The 15973-nt window shown below is 38.3% G+C and carries 22 protein-coding genes; 11 read left to right on the top strand and 11 right to left on the bottom strand.

Annotated elements, in window-relative coordinates; genetic code table 11:
• Positions 1-83: 83 nt before the first annotated feature.
• Complete coding sequence (locus AM305_RS00740; RefSeq protein WP_005822146.1) at positions 84-461, top strand: hypothetical protein; 378 nt, start codon at positions 84-86, stop codon at positions 459-461.
• Between the two features lie 34 nt (positions 462-495).
• Here AM305_RS00740 and AM305_RS00745 read toward each other — a convergent pair whose 3' ends face one another.
• Both AM305_RS00745 and AM305_RS00750 read right to left on the bottom strand, forming a co-directional pair.
• The gene (locus tag AM305_RS00745) at positions 496-930 is read right to left on the bottom strand and encodes a hypothetical protein (RefSeq protein ID WP_005822148.1); all 435 of its coding nucleotides are present in this window, start codon (positions 928-930) and stop codon (positions 496-498) included.
• Positions 930-1964: an IS1595 family transposase gene (locus AM305_RS00750; protein WP_005822150.1), complete on the bottom strand. Its 1035-nt coding sequence runs from the start codon at positions 1962-1964 to the stop codon at positions 930-932. Before AM305_RS00750 ends, AM305_RS00745 begins: the two co-directional genes overlap by 1 nt.
• Before the next feature lie 118 nt (positions 1965-2082).
• Here AM305_RS00750 and AM305_RS00755 point away from each other — a divergent pair, with 118 nt between their 5' ends.
• Complete coding sequence (locus AM305_RS00755; RefSeq protein WP_005822152.1) at positions 2083-2433, top strand: helix-turn-helix domain-containing protein; 351 nt, start codon at positions 2083-2085, stop codon at positions 2431-2433.
• 44 nt (positions 2434-2477) lie between these two features.
• Here AM305_RS00755 and AM305_RS00760 read toward each other — a convergent pair whose 3' ends face one another.
• Positions 2478-2924, bottom strand: coding sequence for a helix-turn-helix domain-containing protein (locus AM305_RS00760; RefSeq protein WP_005822154.1), 447 nt, complete (start codon positions 2922-2924; stop codon positions 2478-2480).
• 155 nt (positions 2925-3079) lie between these two features.
• Between AM305_RS00760 and AM305_RS00765 the strand changes: the two genes are divergently transcribed.
• The 4 genes from AM305_RS00765 to AM305_RS00780 all read left to right on the top strand — a co-directional run bounded on the left by AM305_RS00765 (position 3080) and on the right by AM305_RS00780 (position 6501).
• On the top strand, positions 3080-3280 hold the full coding sequence (locus tag AM305_RS00765) for a hypothetical protein (protein ID WP_005822158.1): 201 nt from the start codon (positions 3080-3082) through the stop codon (positions 3278-3280).
• 1 nt (position 3281) lies between these two features.
• Positions 3282-3782: a hypothetical protein gene (locus AM305_RS00770; RefSeq protein WP_005822159.1), complete on the top strand. Its 501-nt coding sequence runs from the start codon at positions 3282-3284 to the stop codon at positions 3780-3782.
• 386 nt (positions 3783-4168) lie between these two features.
• The gene (locus AM305_RS00775; protein ID WP_005822161.1) at positions 4169-5293 is read left to right on the top strand and encodes an IS1595 family transposase; all 1125 of its coding nucleotides are present in this window, start codon (positions 4169-4171) and stop codon (positions 5291-5293) included.
• Positions 5294-5625: 332 nt separating this feature from the next.
• On the top strand, positions 5626-6501 hold the full coding sequence (locus AM305_RS00780; RefSeq protein ID WP_420196300.1) for an IS256 family transposase, variant Zn-binding type: 876 nt from the start codon (positions 5626-5628) through the stop codon (positions 6499-6501).
• A gap of 152 nt (positions 6502-6653) precedes the next feature.
• On the opposite strand, the gene rplL is transcribed toward AM305_RS00780, so the two are convergent.
• The 8 genes from rplL to dprA all read right to left on the bottom strand — a co-directional run bounded on the left by rplL (position 6654) and on the right by dprA (position 12655).
• Positions 6654-7022 (bottom strand): 50S ribosomal protein L7/L12, encoded by a 369-nt coding sequence (rplL, locus tag AM305_RS00785; RefSeq protein ID WP_005822167.1) that lies wholly within the window; start codon positions 7020-7022, stop codon positions 6654-6656.
• Between the two features lie 60 nt (positions 7023-7082).
• Positions 7083-7574 carry a 50S ribosomal protein L10 gene (gene rplJ, locus AM305_RS00790; protein WP_005818236.1) on the bottom strand — a complete coding sequence of 164 codons (492 nt, stop codon included), beginning with the start codon at positions 7572-7574 and terminating at the stop codon, positions 7083-7085.
• 284 nt (positions 7575-7858) lie between these two features.
• Positions 7859-8548 (bottom strand): 50S ribosomal protein L1, encoded by a 690-nt coding sequence (rplA, locus tag AM305_RS00795; RefSeq protein WP_005818235.1) that lies wholly within the window; start codon positions 8546-8548, stop codon positions 7859-7861.
• Positions 8549-8552: 4 nt separating this feature from the next.
• Positions 8553-8981 carry a 50S ribosomal protein L11 gene (gene rplK / locus AM305_RS00800; RefSeq protein WP_005818234.1) on the bottom strand — a complete coding sequence of 143 codons (429 nt, stop codon included), beginning with the start codon at positions 8979-8981 and terminating at the stop codon, positions 8553-8555.
• Between the two features lie 122 nt (positions 8982-9103).
• Positions 9104-10273 (bottom strand): DUF6892 domain-containing protein, encoded by a 1170-nt coding sequence (locus AM305_RS00805; RefSeq protein ID WP_005822170.1) that lies wholly within the window; start codon positions 10271-10273, stop codon positions 9104-9106.
• 141 nt (positions 10274-10414) lie between these two features.
• Positions 10415-10975: a transcription termination/antitermination protein NusG gene (gene nusG, locus AM305_RS00810; RefSeq protein WP_005818233.1), complete on the bottom strand. Its 561-nt coding sequence runs from the start codon at positions 10973-10975 to the stop codon at positions 10415-10417.
• Positions 10976-10988: 13 nt separating this feature from the next.
• Positions 10989-11396: a preprotein translocase subunit SecE gene (gene secE / locus AM305_RS00815; protein WP_005818231.1), complete on the bottom strand. Its 408-nt coding sequence runs from the start codon at positions 11394-11396 to the stop codon at positions 10989-10991.
• Positions 11397-11506: 110 nt separating this feature from the next.
• Positions 11507-12655 (bottom strand): DNA-processing protein DprA, encoded by a 1149-nt coding sequence (dprA, locus tag AM305_RS00820; protein WP_005822172.1) that lies wholly within the window; start codon positions 12653-12655, stop codon positions 11507-11509.
• 104 nt (positions 12656-12759) lie between these two features.
• Here dprA and def point away from each other — a divergent pair, with 104 nt between their 5' ends.
• The 5 genes from def to AM305_RS00845 all read left to right on the top strand — a co-directional run bounded on the left by def (position 12760) and on the right by AM305_RS00845 (position 15905).
• Positions 12760-13272, top strand: a complete 513-nt coding sequence (gene def / locus AM305_RS00825; RefSeq protein WP_005818228.1) for a peptide deformylase — start codon at positions 12760-12762, stop codon at positions 13270-13272.
• A gap of 10 nt (positions 13273-13282) precedes the next feature.
• Positions 13283-14209 (top strand): ADP-glyceromanno-heptose 6-epimerase, encoded by a 927-nt coding sequence (gene rfaD, locus AM305_RS00830; protein WP_005822174.1) that lies wholly within the window; start codon positions 13283-13285, stop codon positions 14207-14209.
• Positions 14210-14374: 165 nt separating this feature from the next.
• Positions 14375-14866 (top strand): hemerythrin domain-containing protein, encoded by a 492-nt coding sequence (locus AM305_RS00835; RefSeq protein WP_005822176.1) that lies wholly within the window; start codon positions 14375-14377, stop codon positions 14864-14866.
• Between the two features lie 81 nt (positions 14867-14947).
• A complete protein-coding gene (locus tag AM305_RS00840) occupies positions 14948-15277 on the top strand; it encodes a DMT family transporter (RefSeq protein WP_005822178.1) in 330 nt (109 codons plus the stop codon).
• Between the two features lie 79 nt (positions 15278-15356).
• Positions 15357-15905 carry an RBBP9/YdeN family alpha/beta hydrolase gene (locus tag AM305_RS00845; protein WP_005822180.1) on the top strand — a complete coding sequence of 183 codons (549 nt, stop codon included), beginning with the start codon at positions 15357-15359 and terminating at the stop codon, positions 15903-15905.
• Positions 15906-15973: the final 68 nt, after the last annotated feature.

Raw genomic sequence — 15973 nt, forward strand, 5'->3', positions numbered from 1 at the left:
TTATGTAGCAGTTGCACAAAGATTTAACCGATTGAAAACATTAAAATCCCTATTGAAATTTTCACTCAATAGGGATTTTTATTATGACACAAAAGTTACTCAAACACGAGTTAGTTGAACGATTACTTCAACTGAAAGAAAAGCAAGATTTATTAACGGTGCAAATGCAACTTTTAACGCCAGAGATTAGCGAATTGGCAGCTCCATTTATGCCGAAAACACCGAAAAGCCAGTCTGTGATTACCGCTCGTTTAATCGCACAAGTATTAAGGGAAAATCAGGATACGTGGTTGATGTGTGGGGATATTGCAGAACAGGCATTACGGTTAGTGGGGCAACCGCAATTTGTTGATGTAGGTGATCGCTATTATAAGGTGGTAAAAAGAATGTTGCTGCGTTTAGCGAAAAAGGGATTGGTTGAGCGTGCAGGGATTCATTGGCGGTTGAAAGCACTACCCTAATAACATACATTTCTTTTGATAGATACGATATTATCTATTGTCTTAATCGCCAACGCACATCAACAACATTGATTTCTAGTCTTTCGACTATACCTTTGTTTAGCCAATGTTTTAATGCTGCACGCATTGACACGGTATGTTGTGGTTGAATGATTGGCTCTTGCCCATCTTGAACGAGAACTAACTTAACTAGCTCATTAACAGTAAAGTAATGCTGTGGCCGTGCTTTCATCTCTACTAGCACCATTTTACGTAATTTTCCCTTAAAACAGCGTTTATAGGTACGATAAGCGTAAAGTTCTGTACTGTATTCATCTGTGAGAGCGTTTTCTTGCATAACGTCAATCGCAGCTTGGAGCTTCTCTATTTTGCTATCTACCAATGCGAGATGTTCCAATACTTGTTTTCGTTCTCGCTGCAAGCGGTCAATTTTCGCCTGAATTTGACTTAAATAGATTTTCTTTGCCATTACATTACCAATCGTTCTACTTGTCTATGATTACCTTGCCAATAGCCTTTCCAAGCATTTTCTGATGATGTAGAAAGGCATTTACTGGTGATATCGTTGAAAATCGTTAAATTATCCAGTTTACGAGTATCTTCACGATAGGCTATTTCGTTTGCGTAGTTATCAAGGTAGATATTACTCATTTTATGAACTTGCCCGTAATACATTCGTTTAAAGCGACTAAAGTAACTTTCTGCAAGGTTATTGGTAATCCCTTCATCACTGCGATATTCTTTTTGATGGTTCACACGTTGTAAGTCGTAATCCACGATTAATTCATCATAAGCACTGTTTTCATCGGTATGAATACGGCTATTTGGTTCAATATATGTGGCAGCTAATTTCTTCACGGTTTCTGAATTTTCTGACAAAATAGGAAACGTGATGGTTTTCTTTGCACCGACTAATTGCACATTAAACAAAGTGTCCTGTTCAGTGTAACGTTCACGCATAACCAATACTGCACGTTTATTTGGATTGGCATTTTCTTTTAAACGTCTATCCACACGTTCACTTTTCTTATTCTTTGGGCGTGGAGCAAAATGTACATAAGTACCGTCAATATGAATTTCGCCTGAAAGTGGAAAAAGCTCACGTTGTGCAATCAGACTTTCACGGATTTTATGTGATAAGGTAAAAGCGGTTTTGTACTGCACGTTTAAATCTCGAGAGAGCTGACAGGCTGAAATTCCCTTAACTGCATTGACAAATAAGGCAATAGCGAATAAATAGGTTTGAATTGGCAACTTATGGTTTGCAAAAATCGTGCCTGACGTAATGCTAAACGTGTGTTTACAATGCTTGCACCGCCATTGTTTGCGTGTAGAGATAAAGTAGGCTTGATGTTGTACACCGCATTTAGGGCAAACTACCACGTCTTTACTTCCCCAGCGTAGCTCGCATAATAAGCTAAATGCTTCATCGTCAGATAGGCGAGCTATCTTAATAGATGAAAGCGTGCGAGCTTTGCTAGTTAAAAGGAAGTGTTGGGACATTTAATGTAAGATCCTGTAATTATAAATTGTTTGAATATACCTAAAGGTGTATAATATTCCCTATACACACCCTGAATAATACACAAATAAAAACATAAAGTCAATACAGGATACACAAATGAATACAAGCGAAAGACTTAAACAGATAATGGAAGTAAAAGGGATTAATCTTAAAACCTTTTCAGAAAAAGCAGATATACCGTATAGAACATTACAGAACTATATTCTAAGTGGTCGTGAACCTAATGCCGAAGCCTTAATGAAATTACATACTCATTTAGGTATTAACTTAAATTGGCTAGTAAGTGGGGAAGGTGAAATGTTTATCTCTCAAGAAAATGCACAGGATTTAACCCATCAGGAGCAAAATTTAGTGAAGTTATTTCAACAATGTAATGATATAGGGAAAAAATCAGTTGAGCTACATTTGGATGCTCTATCTCGGGATAACCTATTTAACTCGAAATAAAAAACGACCAGTCGGTCGTTTTCTATGTTTATAATTAGACTAATTTATTCACTCTTTTGCTTTAATAAACTAATAATTTCTTTCAATGCCTGAATTTCAGCATCTTTTTGTAACACTAAGTTTTGACTCCATTCTTCTTTGTCCGCAAGTAATTTTTGCGTAGAAGCTAGCATTTCTTGAGTATGGGAAAGGGTTAATTTCAATCGCTCGATCTCTATCAACAACGATGATTCCCCCACACCTTGATATATCGCACCTAATACAGGGGATTCAATTTGAAGGCAGATATTTTTCTCACCTGATTGAATTAACTCAACAACATCAATATCTAAGATTTGAGCAATCTGCTCTAACTTATCTAGGTATAACTTTGTTTCACCACGCTCAATCTTGGCATAGCCATTTAATGACATATTCAGTTTTTCAGCCATCTGTTCTTGCGACCATTCTTTTGATTCACGGATTCTTCGGATTTTCTCGTTGATATTCATTCTTTACCCACTAATTGATGAGTGTACCCACAACTAGTGTGGTTGATATACACCGTTAGTTACTACATCAGACTGTACACATACTATACCATATACTGCAAGGTTTTCCCTTAAATTTTTCCCTGATATTGGTTTTTTAGTTATAAGGAAACATTATGAAAGAACTGATTTACTTCTACCTTATTGTCGGTTGCTACATTGCACATCGTAGAACATCTCATCTTGATGCTAATTCAGCCGAATTTCTAAAAACATACCTGAAAATAGTATGTACATATCCTAAAGAGTTATTTAGCAAAATACCTAGTTTAAAGAAAAAAGAGTCTGAAAATCCTGAAAAACAACAAGGAGAATAAAATGGCTTTTTCTAAGTTTGGAAAATATATTTTTCCAGTGATTGCTACTGCATTTAGTATAGATGTTTTAGTGCCTAGTATATCGCCTTTACAACTAGTACCTACCTTTCAAAAGGAAATTGAGTGCGATGATTATGTTGTTGAAGAAACAGTCCGCAGATTCATTAACGAAGGAATCCGAGCTCAAAATGTTCAAGCAAATAAACTCGCTCAATTTTTTGTAGGGCATGCTACGCAAGGGTTAGACCGATCCAATCCACTCTGGGACATGTTTGGTCGAGCAATGGAAGGTGCAGGCAGTATTGCTGAAGGTACAACAAAAAGAGGGCAGAATTACATTGCATTTTCTTCTTTTGAATCTAAAGAAATCTCTGATAACAATGGCGTGAAGAAGTGTAGAATTATGGCTAATTCTATTGGTAACAAATTATCAGGTAGTGCAGATTATATTACGCATAACTATATTGTGAGCATTAAAGGTAATCAGGTTACTGTTGATTAACTTTATCTCATATATTCATTCTCTAAAATCACAATTCATAAGCAACTCAACAATGGATAATGGGTTGCTTTTTTATTTGACAGAAAAACAACGTAGATCTATATTAAATACCGTTCATCGTTGATGAACAATAACAATTTGCCAATGAACCATTTATTTATATTTAGCCTAGCTTCTTTCAAAGAAGCATAGCGAACCATATAGGCGTAGAATCCTTTTATTAGGGGGCTATTTGGGGTTTGCAACTCATTTATTAAAGTCCACGTATTTCTTGTGGCAGTACGGTATTCAGGGCAAAACGCTTTGAGCCGACCTGAAAATTCAGGTGGGCGATTTTTTATGTCTAGCGTTTAGCTTTGAGTGCCTTGTACACACAAGGAATACTTATGGCACAACATTATCTGCTTTCTAGCAAATCTAAGAATTTAAATCTCAAACAAATCTTTCGTTTAAGTGAAGACGAAGCCTTTCAACTTTTAAAAACCAACCGCTGGGGAAATTCTAACGATATTACGGACGTAGTATGTCCACATTGCGGAATCCGCCACAATGCTTATTTTCTTAATTCTCGCAAACGTTGGTGTTGCAAACATTGCCAACGCCACTTCTATATTACGACTAATACAGCATTTGCTTTTCATAAATTACCGTTTGTTGATATTTTGGCAGCAATTCTTCTCTTTGCGAATGAAGTTAAAGGGATTTCAGCAATAACAATGAGCCGTCACCTTAATATTAGTTATAAAACGGCTTTTGTCCTTTGCCATAAACTGCGTGAAGCCCTATTCAAAACTCGAGATTTAACGCCATTGCAAGGGGAAATTCACGAAGATGGAACGTTGATTAACTATAAGCTACGCAAAGCAAATTTTAAAAAGAATCAACATAAACAACGAGATAAAAAGACAAATTATCCTAAATTGAGACCAACTAAACGTTTCATTATCAGTCTAAATCAACGTGCTTCTAATGATGAAACATTGTGGGGTTCAAATAGAACTATTGTGGCAATGGATTACACCGAAAACGCTAACATCGTTCTCGCCTTAAACCACTGTTTTGTAAAAGCAGGTAGCGATATTATGTGTGATGAAAACCTAGCCTATAAAGGTTTGGATTTTCACTACACTCGTTGGAGTGTTAATCATAAAGAATGTTATAGTGCCAAAGGTGTGAGTAATAATCTCGCCGAATCCTTTAACGCTCGTTTCCGTGATTTACATCGTGGCGTACATCACAAATGTGATAACAAATACGCCCTACATTATGCTAACCAAGCAGCGTTTATGTCAGATAACCGTCAAAAATCTAATGGCGACCTATTTAGTGATATTCTAAAACGTTGTTTATGGGTATTGCCATTAAGGGAATGGGTAGGTTACTGGCAAGGGAATCATCGCACGCAAGAGCTTATCGGTATGACCGCATTTAGCCCTGAAGAAATTTCCCAGTCCTACTTCAAAAATCTCAATGAAAGAATGAAGTACGAGCAAGAGTTACCGGCTGCCTAATTTGCTTAACTAAAAAACGAATTGAAATGTAAGTACAGAGAAATCAGCTTACCTTTGGCAAGGTTGAGCGGATTGGCTACGCCCATTGATGGGAAAATTCACATCGCAAGCCAATAATATTGGCAAACAAATGGGAAAATCAGCTAAAATTTGCCAAAATAAATGCCCTTAACGATTAAGGGCATCAAAAATTTTACTGCGGCTAAGATTGCATTTTAGGTTTTGTGCAACTGCTACATAATACCGTATATTACAAGGCTTTAAGCCTCCTTTTTGAAATATGAACAAAAAACTGCCCATTTTGTCAAAGTCAGAAAATAAAGAAACATGGTATACAAAATAATACTCAACGTTATTTTTGTAATGAATGTCATAAAACGTTTATCTTAAAAAATAAATTAGATCCAATTAAAATTTGGACTGATTACACATCAGGTAAACAAACCTATCAACAACTTGCCGTTAAATATCATTGTTCAGTCAGAACAATTCAAAGATATATTGATAAATCCCCTAAAACATCTTTAAAGCTACCTTTAAATCGATACCTGAACATCATTATGGATACAACGTTTTTCGGTCGTCATTTTGGTGTATTAGTGCTAATAGATTCAAATTCAAATAATGTGATTTCTCATTACTTTGTGCGAACTGAAAAAGATATTTACTACAAACTTGCCCTGAATAGGTTAAGAGAAAAAGGCTATATAATTCAATCGATTACTTGCGATGGTAGGAGAGGATTAATGAAGGATTTATTTAATGCGCCGGTAAAAATGTGCCAATTTCATATGGTGGCAATAGTGATGAGAAAATTAAGAAAAAAACATCAATCACAAGCGGGTAAAGAATTAAAGATAATCGCCAAAACACTCACCCAAAGCTCAAAAAATGAATTTTATCGGCGATTACATTCTTGGTTTATAAAACACCAAGCGTTTTTAAAAGAACGAAGTGATAAATCCAATGAAAAAGGCTATTTTCCTTATAAACATCGTAATGTAAGAAGTGCTTATGCCAGTTTAAAGCGTTATATGGATTATATTTTTGTCTATGAAAAGCATCCTGAATTAAATATAGAAAATACAACAAATCGCCTAGAGGGGCTATTTAGTGAACTTAAGCGAAAATTAAATAATCACAACGGATTAACGAAAAGGCGTAAGATATTGTTTATACAAGACTTTTTAAATAAAAAGAGTTGCTAACATTTAAAGAAAATAAACATTAGCAACTGTTTTGTCCACTTGGCATAGTTTTTGACAGATCAGCAACTATTTTGTCTACTATGCCAAACAAAAAACCCCGATGGAAACATCGGGGTCTTTTTGAACTTCGAAAAGTTGGCTAAAAATCAAAATTATTTGATTTCTACTTTCGCGCCAGCTTCTTCTAATTCTTTCTTAAGTGCTTCAGCTTCTGCTTTAGAGATGCCTTCTTTTAAGTTAGCTGGAGCAGATTCAACTAAGTCTTTAGCTTCTTTTAAGCCTAAACCTGTTGCACCACGTACTGCTTTGATTACAGCTACTTTGTTAGCACCAGCGTCTGCTAATACTACGTCAAATTCTGTTTTCTCTTCTGCTGCCGCTGCGCCTGCTGCTGGAGCTGCTGCTACTGCTGCCGCTGCTGAAACACCGAATTTTTCTTCCATCGCTGCGATTAATTCAACGATTTCTGATACTGATTTAGAAGCGATCGCTTCAATAAGTTGTTCGTTAGTTAATGACATAACAATCAATTCCTAAAGTAAAAAATTTGTTAAACGAATAAAGAAGTTTTCTGCCTAAAATTATGCAGCTTCTTGTAATTTGTCGCGTAATGCCGCAAGAGTGCGAACAAGTTTGCCTGCCGCAGCTTCTTTCATTGTGCCCATTAAACGTGCAATTGCTTCTTCGTAAGTTGGTAATGTCGCTAAGAATGCAACATCTTGGATTTTACCTTCAAAGGCTGCACCTTTAAGTTCAAACTCTTTGTTTGCTTTTGCAAACTCAGTGAACAAACGTGCTGCTGCACCTGGGTGTTCATGAGAGAAAGCAATAAGAGTTGGACCAGTAAACGTATCTTTTAAGCACTCGAACTCTGTGCCTTCTACCGCACGACGTAATAAAGTATTACGTACAACACGCATAGTTACACCAGCTTCACGAGCAGATTTACGTAACTCAGTCATTTTCTCAACTGTTACGCCACGAGAATCCGCAACAACAGCTGAAAGGGCACCTTTGGCAGCTTCGTTTACTTCAGCAACAATTGCTTGTTTGTCTTGAAGATTTAATGCCATTGGTTTTAGCTCCTGATACACTTCGCCAGAGGCGAAATTACAAAAAATCCCAAAAATTCAACCGCTTGCACGGCTATCTTCTTGAGGCTCAGGTGTCCAGAAGCAGAAAATTCTGTCTGTTCACCATCTACGTAGGTTTTATTAAGAATCTTAACTGATTCGCCTACGGTCTTGGACGGGGCTTGAGATAAGGCTCAGCACCATCATCTTGCTTTCGCAAGGTAAGGTCGCAAATTATACAGATAATCTACGACCCTGTAAAGATTTAACTTCTGCTTAAGAAATTATAATGTTGCTTGATCAACTGCAACACCAGCACCCATTGTTGTAGAGATGCTTACTTTCTTGATGAAGATACCTTTTGCTGTTGTCGGTTTCGCTTTCACTAATGCCGCTAATAACGCTTGAAGGTTCTCTTTTAATTGCTCTGGAGCGAAGTCTGCTTTACCGATTGTAGTATGGATAATACCATTTTTGTCGTTACGGTAACGAATCTGACCAGATTTAGCATTTTTAACTGCTTCTGCTACGTTTGGTGTTACTGTACCAACTTTCGGGTTTGGCATTAAGCCACGTGGACCTAATACTTGACCTAATTGACCTACAACACGCATTGCATCCGGAGAAGCGATAACAACGTCAAAGTTCATTTCGCCTTTCTTGATTTGCTCTGCAAGATCTTCCATACCCACTAAGTCTGCACCCGCTGCTTTTGCTGCTTCTGCGTTTGCACCTTGTGTAAATACTGCTACGCGAGCTGTACGACCTGTACCGTGTGGTAATACTGTTGCACCACGTACGTTTTGGTCTGATTTACGAGGGTCGATACCTAAGTTTACCGCAACATCCACGCTCTCAACAAATTTAGCTGTCGCGAATTGTTTTAATACTGCGATTGCTTCGTTGATGTCATAAGCTTTAGTAGAATCTACACCAGCTTTAATTGCTTTCATTTTTTTAGTCAATTTAGCCATTGTATTATTCCTCTACGATTAAGCCCATTGAGCGAGCTGTACCAGCGATTGATTTCATTTTGGTTTCGATAGTAGCACCAGTCATATCTGCTGCTTTAGTTTCAGCGATTTGACGTAATTGTGCTTGAGTTACTGTACCCACTTTATCTTTGTTCGGTTTACCTGAACCAGATTTGATACCTACAGCTTTTTTCAATAATACTGCTGCCGGTGGAGTTTTCGTTACGAAAGTAAATGATTTATCAGCATATACTGTGATTACAACCGGAATTGGTAAACCTTTTTCTAAGCTCTCAGTACGAGCGTTGAATGCTTTACAGAATTCCATGATGTTAACACCTTGTTGACCTAATGCTGGACCAACTGGTGGTGATGGGTTAGCCATACCCGCTGCAACTTGCAGTTTAACGTAGGCTTGGACTTTTTTTGCCATTTTTAAGTTTCCTCTAAGTGGGTAATAACGCCGATGCCGGCTCCCCTGTTACACAAAAAATACGAGTTAGGCAAGCTAACTCGTAAATAATGGCGCATTATACTTGAAATTTAGATCGAATTTCAAGCACTTTTCTCATTTAAAATAGCATCTAAATCAAGCTCTGTTCCACTGTGGTGATACACTTTAATGCCTTTCTCTTTCAGCGCTTCAAGAAAAATTCTTGGTAAAGTAAGATTGTCTATCTCAATACCATTTTCTGATTTGAGATATGTTCCGTCAGATAACTTATACCAGCCAAATTTCCTAATATCGATAATATCAAAAGGCTTATCTTCTGGTAGATAAATAGATTTTAGATTAGGCAACAAAGCTAAATCTTCAATAATGTTAGTCGTCATTGGCACAATATCAGCAGGACGATATCGGTAGTCAAAGTGGTGAATGCTCATATCGCCAGTTACACTACTTGGCAAATGCAAAAATTGAAAATCTCCAGAATACTTATTCAAATTAAGAGATCTGATCTGATTTAGCTGATATTGGGCAATATCCAAATTAAGCATATAGTCCCCTGCCTCTGAACTAGGAAAATCAGGATCAATAAAATAGCTAAATTCTTCAACAAATAGCCTATAGTTAAACACTGGTTTTAATTGTTCTTTTGCCATCAACTGCTGAATAATCGCAAATTTAAAGCGAACATCTTTAAATTTCACGCTTGGGGTTTGGTTTTTATCATAAATCGGGTTTTTCAACCGATTTTGAATGCGTTCCACTTCTTTAAGAATAAGTGCTAGTCGCTTGCCTTGCTCCACATCAGGAAAAAGCTCTGCCACAAAACGCAAGCAATCTCGCATTGTGCCTTTGGCATTGCACATATCAAGAATATTCGCATGATGTTCCGCGTGATAATAATCCCAACGAAATGCACCTTCAAAAGTCGATAACACTGCTCTTACAAATTCATTTTTCTGCTCATTACTCCAATTTTTAGACGCTTTCGGTAAGTGCGATTTGAGATGGTTGTAAAAGTGTGCTTGATCAAGTGACTTTGTGGTAGCACTCTTAATCAACGTCATCATCGGATCTTCAACTTTTTGTACTTTTTCTGAAGCATTATTGTCCGTTTCAAGATGAGACTTTTGTGAATCAACAGATGGAGTTGATTGAAAATCTTCGGTAACTTTTTCAGAAGATGATTTTTCCTCTTTTTTAAAATGGTCATAGGCTTTTTTAGCACCAATTCCGACTAAACCTAGAGCGGCTATTTTTGCGATTTTACTGAACATAATAATTTCCTTTTATCACTAACTGATAAACGAATTATATAAAAATGCAACGACAGCTTGTGTCGCTCAGAAATTTATCAATAAAAAACCGCTTGCTACATCACCGTAACAAGCGGTCTCTTTTTATCATCAATTTGCAAATTAACCGTTTTGTTTTTCCACTTGGTTAAATTCAAGTTCAACCGGTGTTGCACGACCAAAGATCGAAACAGACACTTTAACACGGCCTTTTTCGTAATCCACTTCTTCCACCGTGCCGGTAAAGTCTGCAAATGGACCTTCTGTAACACGCACGCTTTCGCCCGGGAAGTATTCATTACGATGGCGAGGTTTATCTGCCGTTTCTTGAACACGGTTTAGAATACGATCAGCTTCTTTCTTAGAAATCGGTGCCGGTTTATCCGCCGTACCGCCAATAAAGCCCATTACACGAGGCACGCTACGCACTAATTGCCATGTGTAATCATTCATTTCCATTTCAACTAATACATAGCCTGGGAAAAATTTACGTTCTGTTTTACGGCGTTTGCCCCCCACATTTTCAATGATCTCTTCGGTAGGCACTAACACTTCGCCGAATTGCTCTTCCATGTGGTGTAATTTGATATATTCACGTAATGTTACTGCAACACGGTTTTCAAAACCGGAAAACGCTTGTAATACATACCAACGTTTTTTACTTACTGTTTCTACTTCGCTCATTTCTTATGCCTTATTATAAATTAGTTAAGAAGGTAATTAATGCTACGATAAGAGAGTCAATTCCCCAAAGTACCAATGAAACCACCACACACATAGCCAATACGATTAAAGTGGTTTGTGTCGCTTCCGGACGTGTTGGCCAAATGATTTTACGTAATTCTGTGCGAGATTCTTTAGCAAACCCAATTGCTTTCTGACCTTGGTTTGTTAATGCAGCGATACCTACGGCACCCACAACCAACAACACCATTAGTACAACACGGATTGCCGCTGAAAAATGCGATGCAAAATAAGCATTACCTACTGCTGCAACTGCTAAAAGAACAATTGCGACAATCCATAAAGCCGTATTTAAACCTTTGCTTTTTACTCCTTTATTTTCAAGCTGTTCAGGAGCTTTGTTTTTGTTCTCAGTAACCATATAAAACCTAAAATTTGTGTAGAAAATAGACGTCTAATTTTTTAAAGCGACAGATTGTAGCATTTTTATTGCCTATTTAACACGATATTTTACAAAAAAATGTAATTTCTTTAGGCTCGAACATAGCCGCCATTTACCGACTTAATGACCGACAACAGTTCTAAATTCAATAACTCAACCAATAATGCCGAGACATCAAGCGTTAATGCTTTTGCCAAATCATCAATAGCTATCGGCTCAAACCCTATTTGCGTAAAAATCTGTTGCTGACAAGCGGTCATTTCGGGCAAATCTTTTGCATTTTTAGAGGGTATTGTAAACGTTGCAAAAGAAAAGGACTTTTCGACCGCTTGTTCATCATCAAATAAACCGACTTGTTCCGGTAGTCGCTGCTGTTGATATTGAATTGCCTGCAAAATATCTTCAATATTTTCTGTGAGCAACGCCCCCTCTTTAATCAATTTATGACACCCTTGCGCATAAGGATTTTGTACAGCATTTGGCAATGCAAACACCTCTCGCCCCTGTTCTAAGGCATAGCGAGCAGTAATTAACGAACCGCTATTGATCGTTGCTTCAATAACGAGCGTCCCTAACGATAAACCGCTAATAATCCGATTTCGCCGAGGGAAATTCTCTGCTAATGGAGGCTGATGAGGCAAAAATTCAGAAACCAATGCGCCCCCTTTTTCGATAATCTGTTCTGCCAGTTTTTTATGGCGCGCCGGGTAAATCTGCGCTAAACCGCTACCCAATACGGCAATCGTAACCCCATTCTCAGCAACCGCTCGCTGATGACAAAATCCATCAATGCCAATCGCTAACCCACTTGTTACAGCAATGCCATTTTTCACTAATTCAGAGGCAAAATAACCCGCCCAATACTCACCATAGTGAGAATAATCTCGACTGCCCACAATCGCAATTTGCGGTAAATGCAAACTTTCAACCGTACCTTTAACAAATAAAATCGGCGGAGCGGTGCTGATTTGTTTTAACAAAAAAGGATAATGCGCATCTAAAAGCGTGAGGATATGCTGATTTTCTTGCTCTCCCCAAATCAGCGCCTCATCAATCCATTTTTGGTCTGGGTTAAACCAACGCTGGATCTGCTTTTCATTCCAACCTATTTGGCGTAGCTGCGTTTTATCAAACTGACAAAACGTTGAAAAATCTACTTCTGCTAATAAACGAGCAATTTTCTGTGCACCAATTTGTGGTACTTGCATCAATTTTAACAGGGCTTCTAAATGCGACATTTTCCTTCCTTTGCGTAAATTTAGCGCGAGTATTTCCCTAATCATAAGAAAACGGCTAAAATATCCAATTAAATCTTTTTAAATTTTCGAGAGAGATCGCAAAAATGGCTGTATTAGAGGTTGTTCTTTACCCTGATGAGAATTTGGCAAAGGTATGTGAGCCTGTTGCTGTGGTTGATGATGAATTAAACCGCTTTATTGATGATATGTTTGATACGATGTATGAACATGAAGGTATCGGCTTAGCTGCACCACAAGTAGATGTACTAAAACGCGTGATTACCATTGATATTGAAGGGGATAAAACAAACCAAGTGGTACTGATTAACCCAGAAATTATTGAAAGCAGTGGCGAAACCGGCATTGAAGAGGGTTGCTTATCAATCCCGGGGCATCGTGCGCTCGTACCACGCAAAGAGAAGGTAAAAGTAAAAGCACTCAACCGCCAAGGCGAAGAAGTGGTTTATGATGCAGACGGTTTATTTGCCATTTGTATTCAGCACGAAATCGACCACTTAAACGGGATTTTATTCGTTGATCATCTTTCCCCTTTAAAACGCCAACGTATTAAAGAGAAGATGGTTAAACTCAAAAAACAGATTGCACGAGCGAAATAGGAGAAAAACAATGATCATTGTAACCGGTGGTTTTGGAATGATTGGGAGCAATATCGTTCAGGCTTTAAACGATATTGGTCGTAAAGATATTTTAGTGGTAGACAACCTGAAAAATGGCGAAAAATTTATCAATCTAGTGGATTTAGACATTGCTGATTATTGCGATAAAGAAGATTTTATTGCCTCTATTATTGCCGGCGATGACTTTGGCGACATTGATGCGGTTTTCCATGAAGGAGCTTGTTCTGCCACAACAGAATGGGACGGTAAATACTTAATGCACAACAATTATGAATACTCTAAAGAGTTATTACATTTTTGTTTAGATCGCCAAATTCCCTTCTTCTATGCTTCAAGTGCAGCAACTTACGGTGGTCGTTCAGACAATTTCATCGAAAAACGTGAATTTGAATCGCCATTAAATGCTTACGGCTATTCAAAATTCTTATTTGATGAATATGTCCGTAAAATTTTACCGGAAGCAGAATCACCGGTATGCGGCTTTAAATACTTCAATGTGTATGGCCCACGTGAACAGCACAAAGGTTCGATGGCAAGCGTGGCTTTCCATTTAAATAACCAAATTTTAAAAGGCGAAAATCCAAAATTATTTGCCGGTTCAGAAAACTTCTTACGTGATTTCGTTTATGTTGGCGATGTTGCACAAGTAAACATTTGGGCGTGGCAAAACGGTATTTCGGGTATTTTCAACCTTGGCACAGGCAATGCAGAGTCATTCCGTGCGGTGGCTGAAGCGGTGATTAAATATCACGGTAAAGGCGAAATTGAGACAATCCCATTCCCAGATCACTTAAAATCTCGCTATCAAACCTTTACCCAAGCAGATCTTACCGCATTACGAGCGGCCGGCTATCAAGGTAAATTTAAAACCGTGGCAGAAGGTACCGCAGAATATATGGCGTGGTTAAACCGCTAATTGCACTACAAGCGGTCGGAATTTTTTCTTGCTTTGCAAAATAAGAGAAAATTTCGACCGCTTTTTGACCCAAATCATATCCTTACCCCTTTTTGATTATAGAAGAAAAAGATAAGCCCTTTAAAATCTGACTAAAATAGTTGGTTATTTTATAGGAGTAATATCATGTCAAACCCAACCCATCATTTTAACGATGCCCCTCTCGGACAAATCATTGATTTTATTTTGCCGAATTTCCACGATAAACATCGCTCCCAGCTCCCTGAACTTATTGCTATGGCTGAAAAAGTAGAAAGCCGCCACGCAGATAGCTCTGCTTGCCCGAAAGGTTTAGCGGCATTATTACGCAAAATTTATGATGACTTAGTGCATCATATGATGAAAGAAGAGCAAATTTTATTCCCTTTAATTAAAAGCGGCAGAGGTCCTATGGCGGCAGCACCAATTTCTGTTATGGAAGCGGAACACGATGAAGCCAATAACGATTTAGCTCAAATCCAACAATTAACAAATAACTTTACTGCACCGGAAGGTGCTTGCAATACATGGCAAAATCTTTATCAAGGTACAAAAGCCTTTGCAGAAGATTTAGTTGCACACGTGCATTTAGAGAATGAAATTCTCTTTCCTCGAGCCTTAAAAGGCGAACAACCTTAATACCCCCTCTACGGCTGGTGCTTCCAGCCTTTTTTTATTTTAGACGAATGCGGTAAAATAAAATTTTACTCGGAGAAACATATGAACCCTTGGATTTTATTAGGCTTTGCGATTGTCATTGAAGTCATTGGCTCAAACTGCATTAAAGCCAGCGAAGGTTTTACGAAACCACTTCCTACGATAGTCGCTATTGGCGCATTCGTGATTGCTCTTTACTTGCTTTCAATTATCACCAAAACCCTCCCGCTCGGAATTGTGTATGCGGTTTGGTCTGGTGTTGGGATCATCCTTACTGCGCTCGTTGCCTTTTTCGCTTTTGGGCAAAAGCCCGATTTAGCCGGCGTAATTGGTATGGCGATGATTATCGGTGGGGTCTTGATCATCAATCTTTTTTCGGGACATTCACACTAAACGCCCTTCAAGCGGTTTGATTTCTGCCCTTTTTTGCAAAAATATGGCAAAATCAGACCGCTTACTTTTTGGAGGAAAAATGACACAAGTTTACATCACTCACGGCTATATGGCGAATGGCGACAAACATTGGTTCCCGTGGTTAGAAAATGAATTAACCAAGCTCGGCATTACCTGCCAACGCCTCTCCATGCCTAATCCTGAAAATCCTACCCCTGAAGAATGGCTTGCCTATCATCAAGCACAAGTCACCTTAGACGAAGAGACGATTTTAATTGGGCATAGTTTAGGTTGTATCGCAACCCTGAATTTACTTGCCACAGAACAGAAGAAAGTAAAAGGTGCGATTTTTGTTTCCGGCTTTTACCAACCGCTCCCCAACCTACCTGAGCTTGACCCCTTTGCAAATTTCTATGCCAATTTAACCGCTTACCGACCTGAAAAATCGTTTGTTATCGCTTCACTGAATGATGAAATCGTCAAACATCCTTTTAGCGATCAACTCGCCCAACATTTGGGGGCGGATTACATTCGTTTCCCAACAGGGCAGCATTTTTGTGATCGAGAAGGTGTAACCGAACAACCTATTGTACTCACGTTAATTAAAGCCTTATTAGGCAAAAGCTAGAAAAGCAAAACCCCGTTACCTTTTGATAACGGGGTTTCTAAATTTGATGGCGGAGGAAGTGAGATTCG

The organism is Actinobacillus minor NM305 (genome assembly GCF_000175195.1).
Taxonomy (GTDB): domain Bacteria; phylum Pseudomonadota; class Gammaproteobacteria; order Enterobacterales; family Pasteurellaceae; genus Haemophilus_A; species Haemophilus_A minor.

Bases quoted from the DNA above. Each gene is read 5' to 3' on its own strand.
- AM305_RS00740 (WP_005822146.1), top strand. From the start codon at position 84: ATGACACAAAAGTTACTCAAACACGAGTTAGTTGAACGATTACTTCAA.
- AM305_RS00745 (WP_005822148.1), bottom strand. From the start codon at position 930: ATGGCAAAGAAAATCTATTTAAGTCAAATTCAGGCGAAAATTGACCGC.
- AM305_RS00750 (WP_005822150.1), bottom strand. From the start codon at position 1,964: ATGTCCCAACACTTCCTTTTAACTAGCAAAGCTCGCACGCTTTCATCT.
- AM305_RS00755 (WP_005822152.1), top strand. From the start codon at position 2,083: ATGAATACAAGCGAAAGACTTAAACAGATAATGGAAGTAAAAGGGATT.
- AM305_RS00760 (WP_005822154.1), bottom strand. From the start codon at position 2,924: ATGAATATCAACGAGAAAATCCGAAGAATCCGTGAATCAAAAGAATGG.
- AM305_RS00765 (WP_005822158.1), top strand. From the start codon at position 3,080: ATGAAAGAACTGATTTACTTCTACCTTATTGTCGGTTGCTACATTGCA.
- AM305_RS00770 (WP_005822159.1), top strand. From the start codon at position 3,282: ATGGCTTTTTCTAAGTTTGGAAAATATATTTTTCCAGTGATTGCTACT.
- AM305_RS00775 (WP_005822161.1), top strand. From the start codon at position 4,169: ATGGCACAACATTATCTGCTTTCTAGCAAATCTAAGAATTTAAATCTC.
- rplL (WP_005822167.1), bottom strand. From the start codon at position 7,022: ATGTCATTAACTAACGAACAACTTATTGAAGCGATCGCTTCTAAATCA.
- rplJ (WP_005818236.1), bottom strand. From the start codon at position 7,574: ATGGCATTAAATCTTCAAGACAAACAAGCAATTGTTGCTGAAGTAAAC.
- rplA (WP_005818235.1), bottom strand. From the start codon at position 8,548: ATGGCTAAATTGACTAAAAAAATGAAAGCAATTAAAGCTGGTGTAGAT.
- rplK (WP_005818234.1), bottom strand. From the start codon at position 8,981: ATGGCAAAAAAAGTCCAAGCCTACGTTAAACTGCAAGTTGCAGCGGGT.
- AM305_RS00805 (WP_005822170.1), bottom strand. From the start codon at position 10,273: ATGTTCAGTAAAATCGCAAAAATAGCCGCTCTAGGTTTAGTCGGAATT.
- nusG (WP_005818233.1), bottom strand. From the start codon at position 10,975: ATGAGCGAAGTAGAAACAGTAAGTAAAAAACGTTGGTATGTATTACAA.
- secE (WP_005818231.1), bottom strand. From the start codon at position 11,396: ATGGTTACTGAGAACAAAAACAAAGCTCCTGAACAGCTTGAAAATAAA.
- dprA (WP_005822172.1), bottom strand. From the start codon at position 12,655: ATGTCGCATTTAGAAGCCCTGTTAAAATTGATGCAAGTACCACAAATT.
- def (WP_005818228.1), top strand. From the start codon at position 12,760: ATGGCTGTATTAGAGGTTGTTCTTTACCCTGATGAGAATTTGGCAAAG.
- rfaD (WP_005822174.1), top strand. From the start codon at position 13,283: ATGATCATTGTAACCGGTGGTTTTGGAATGATTGGGAGCAATATCGTT.
- AM305_RS00835 (WP_005822176.1), top strand. From the start codon at position 14,375: ATGTCAAACCCAACCCATCATTTTAACGATGCCCCTCTCGGACAAATC.
- AM305_RS00840 (WP_005822178.1), top strand. From the start codon at position 14,948: ATGAACCCTTGGATTTTATTAGGCTTTGCGATTGTCATTGAAGTCATT.
- AM305_RS00845 (WP_005822180.1), top strand. From the start codon at position 15,357: ATGACACAAGTTTACATCACTCACGGCTATATGGCGAATGGCGACAAA.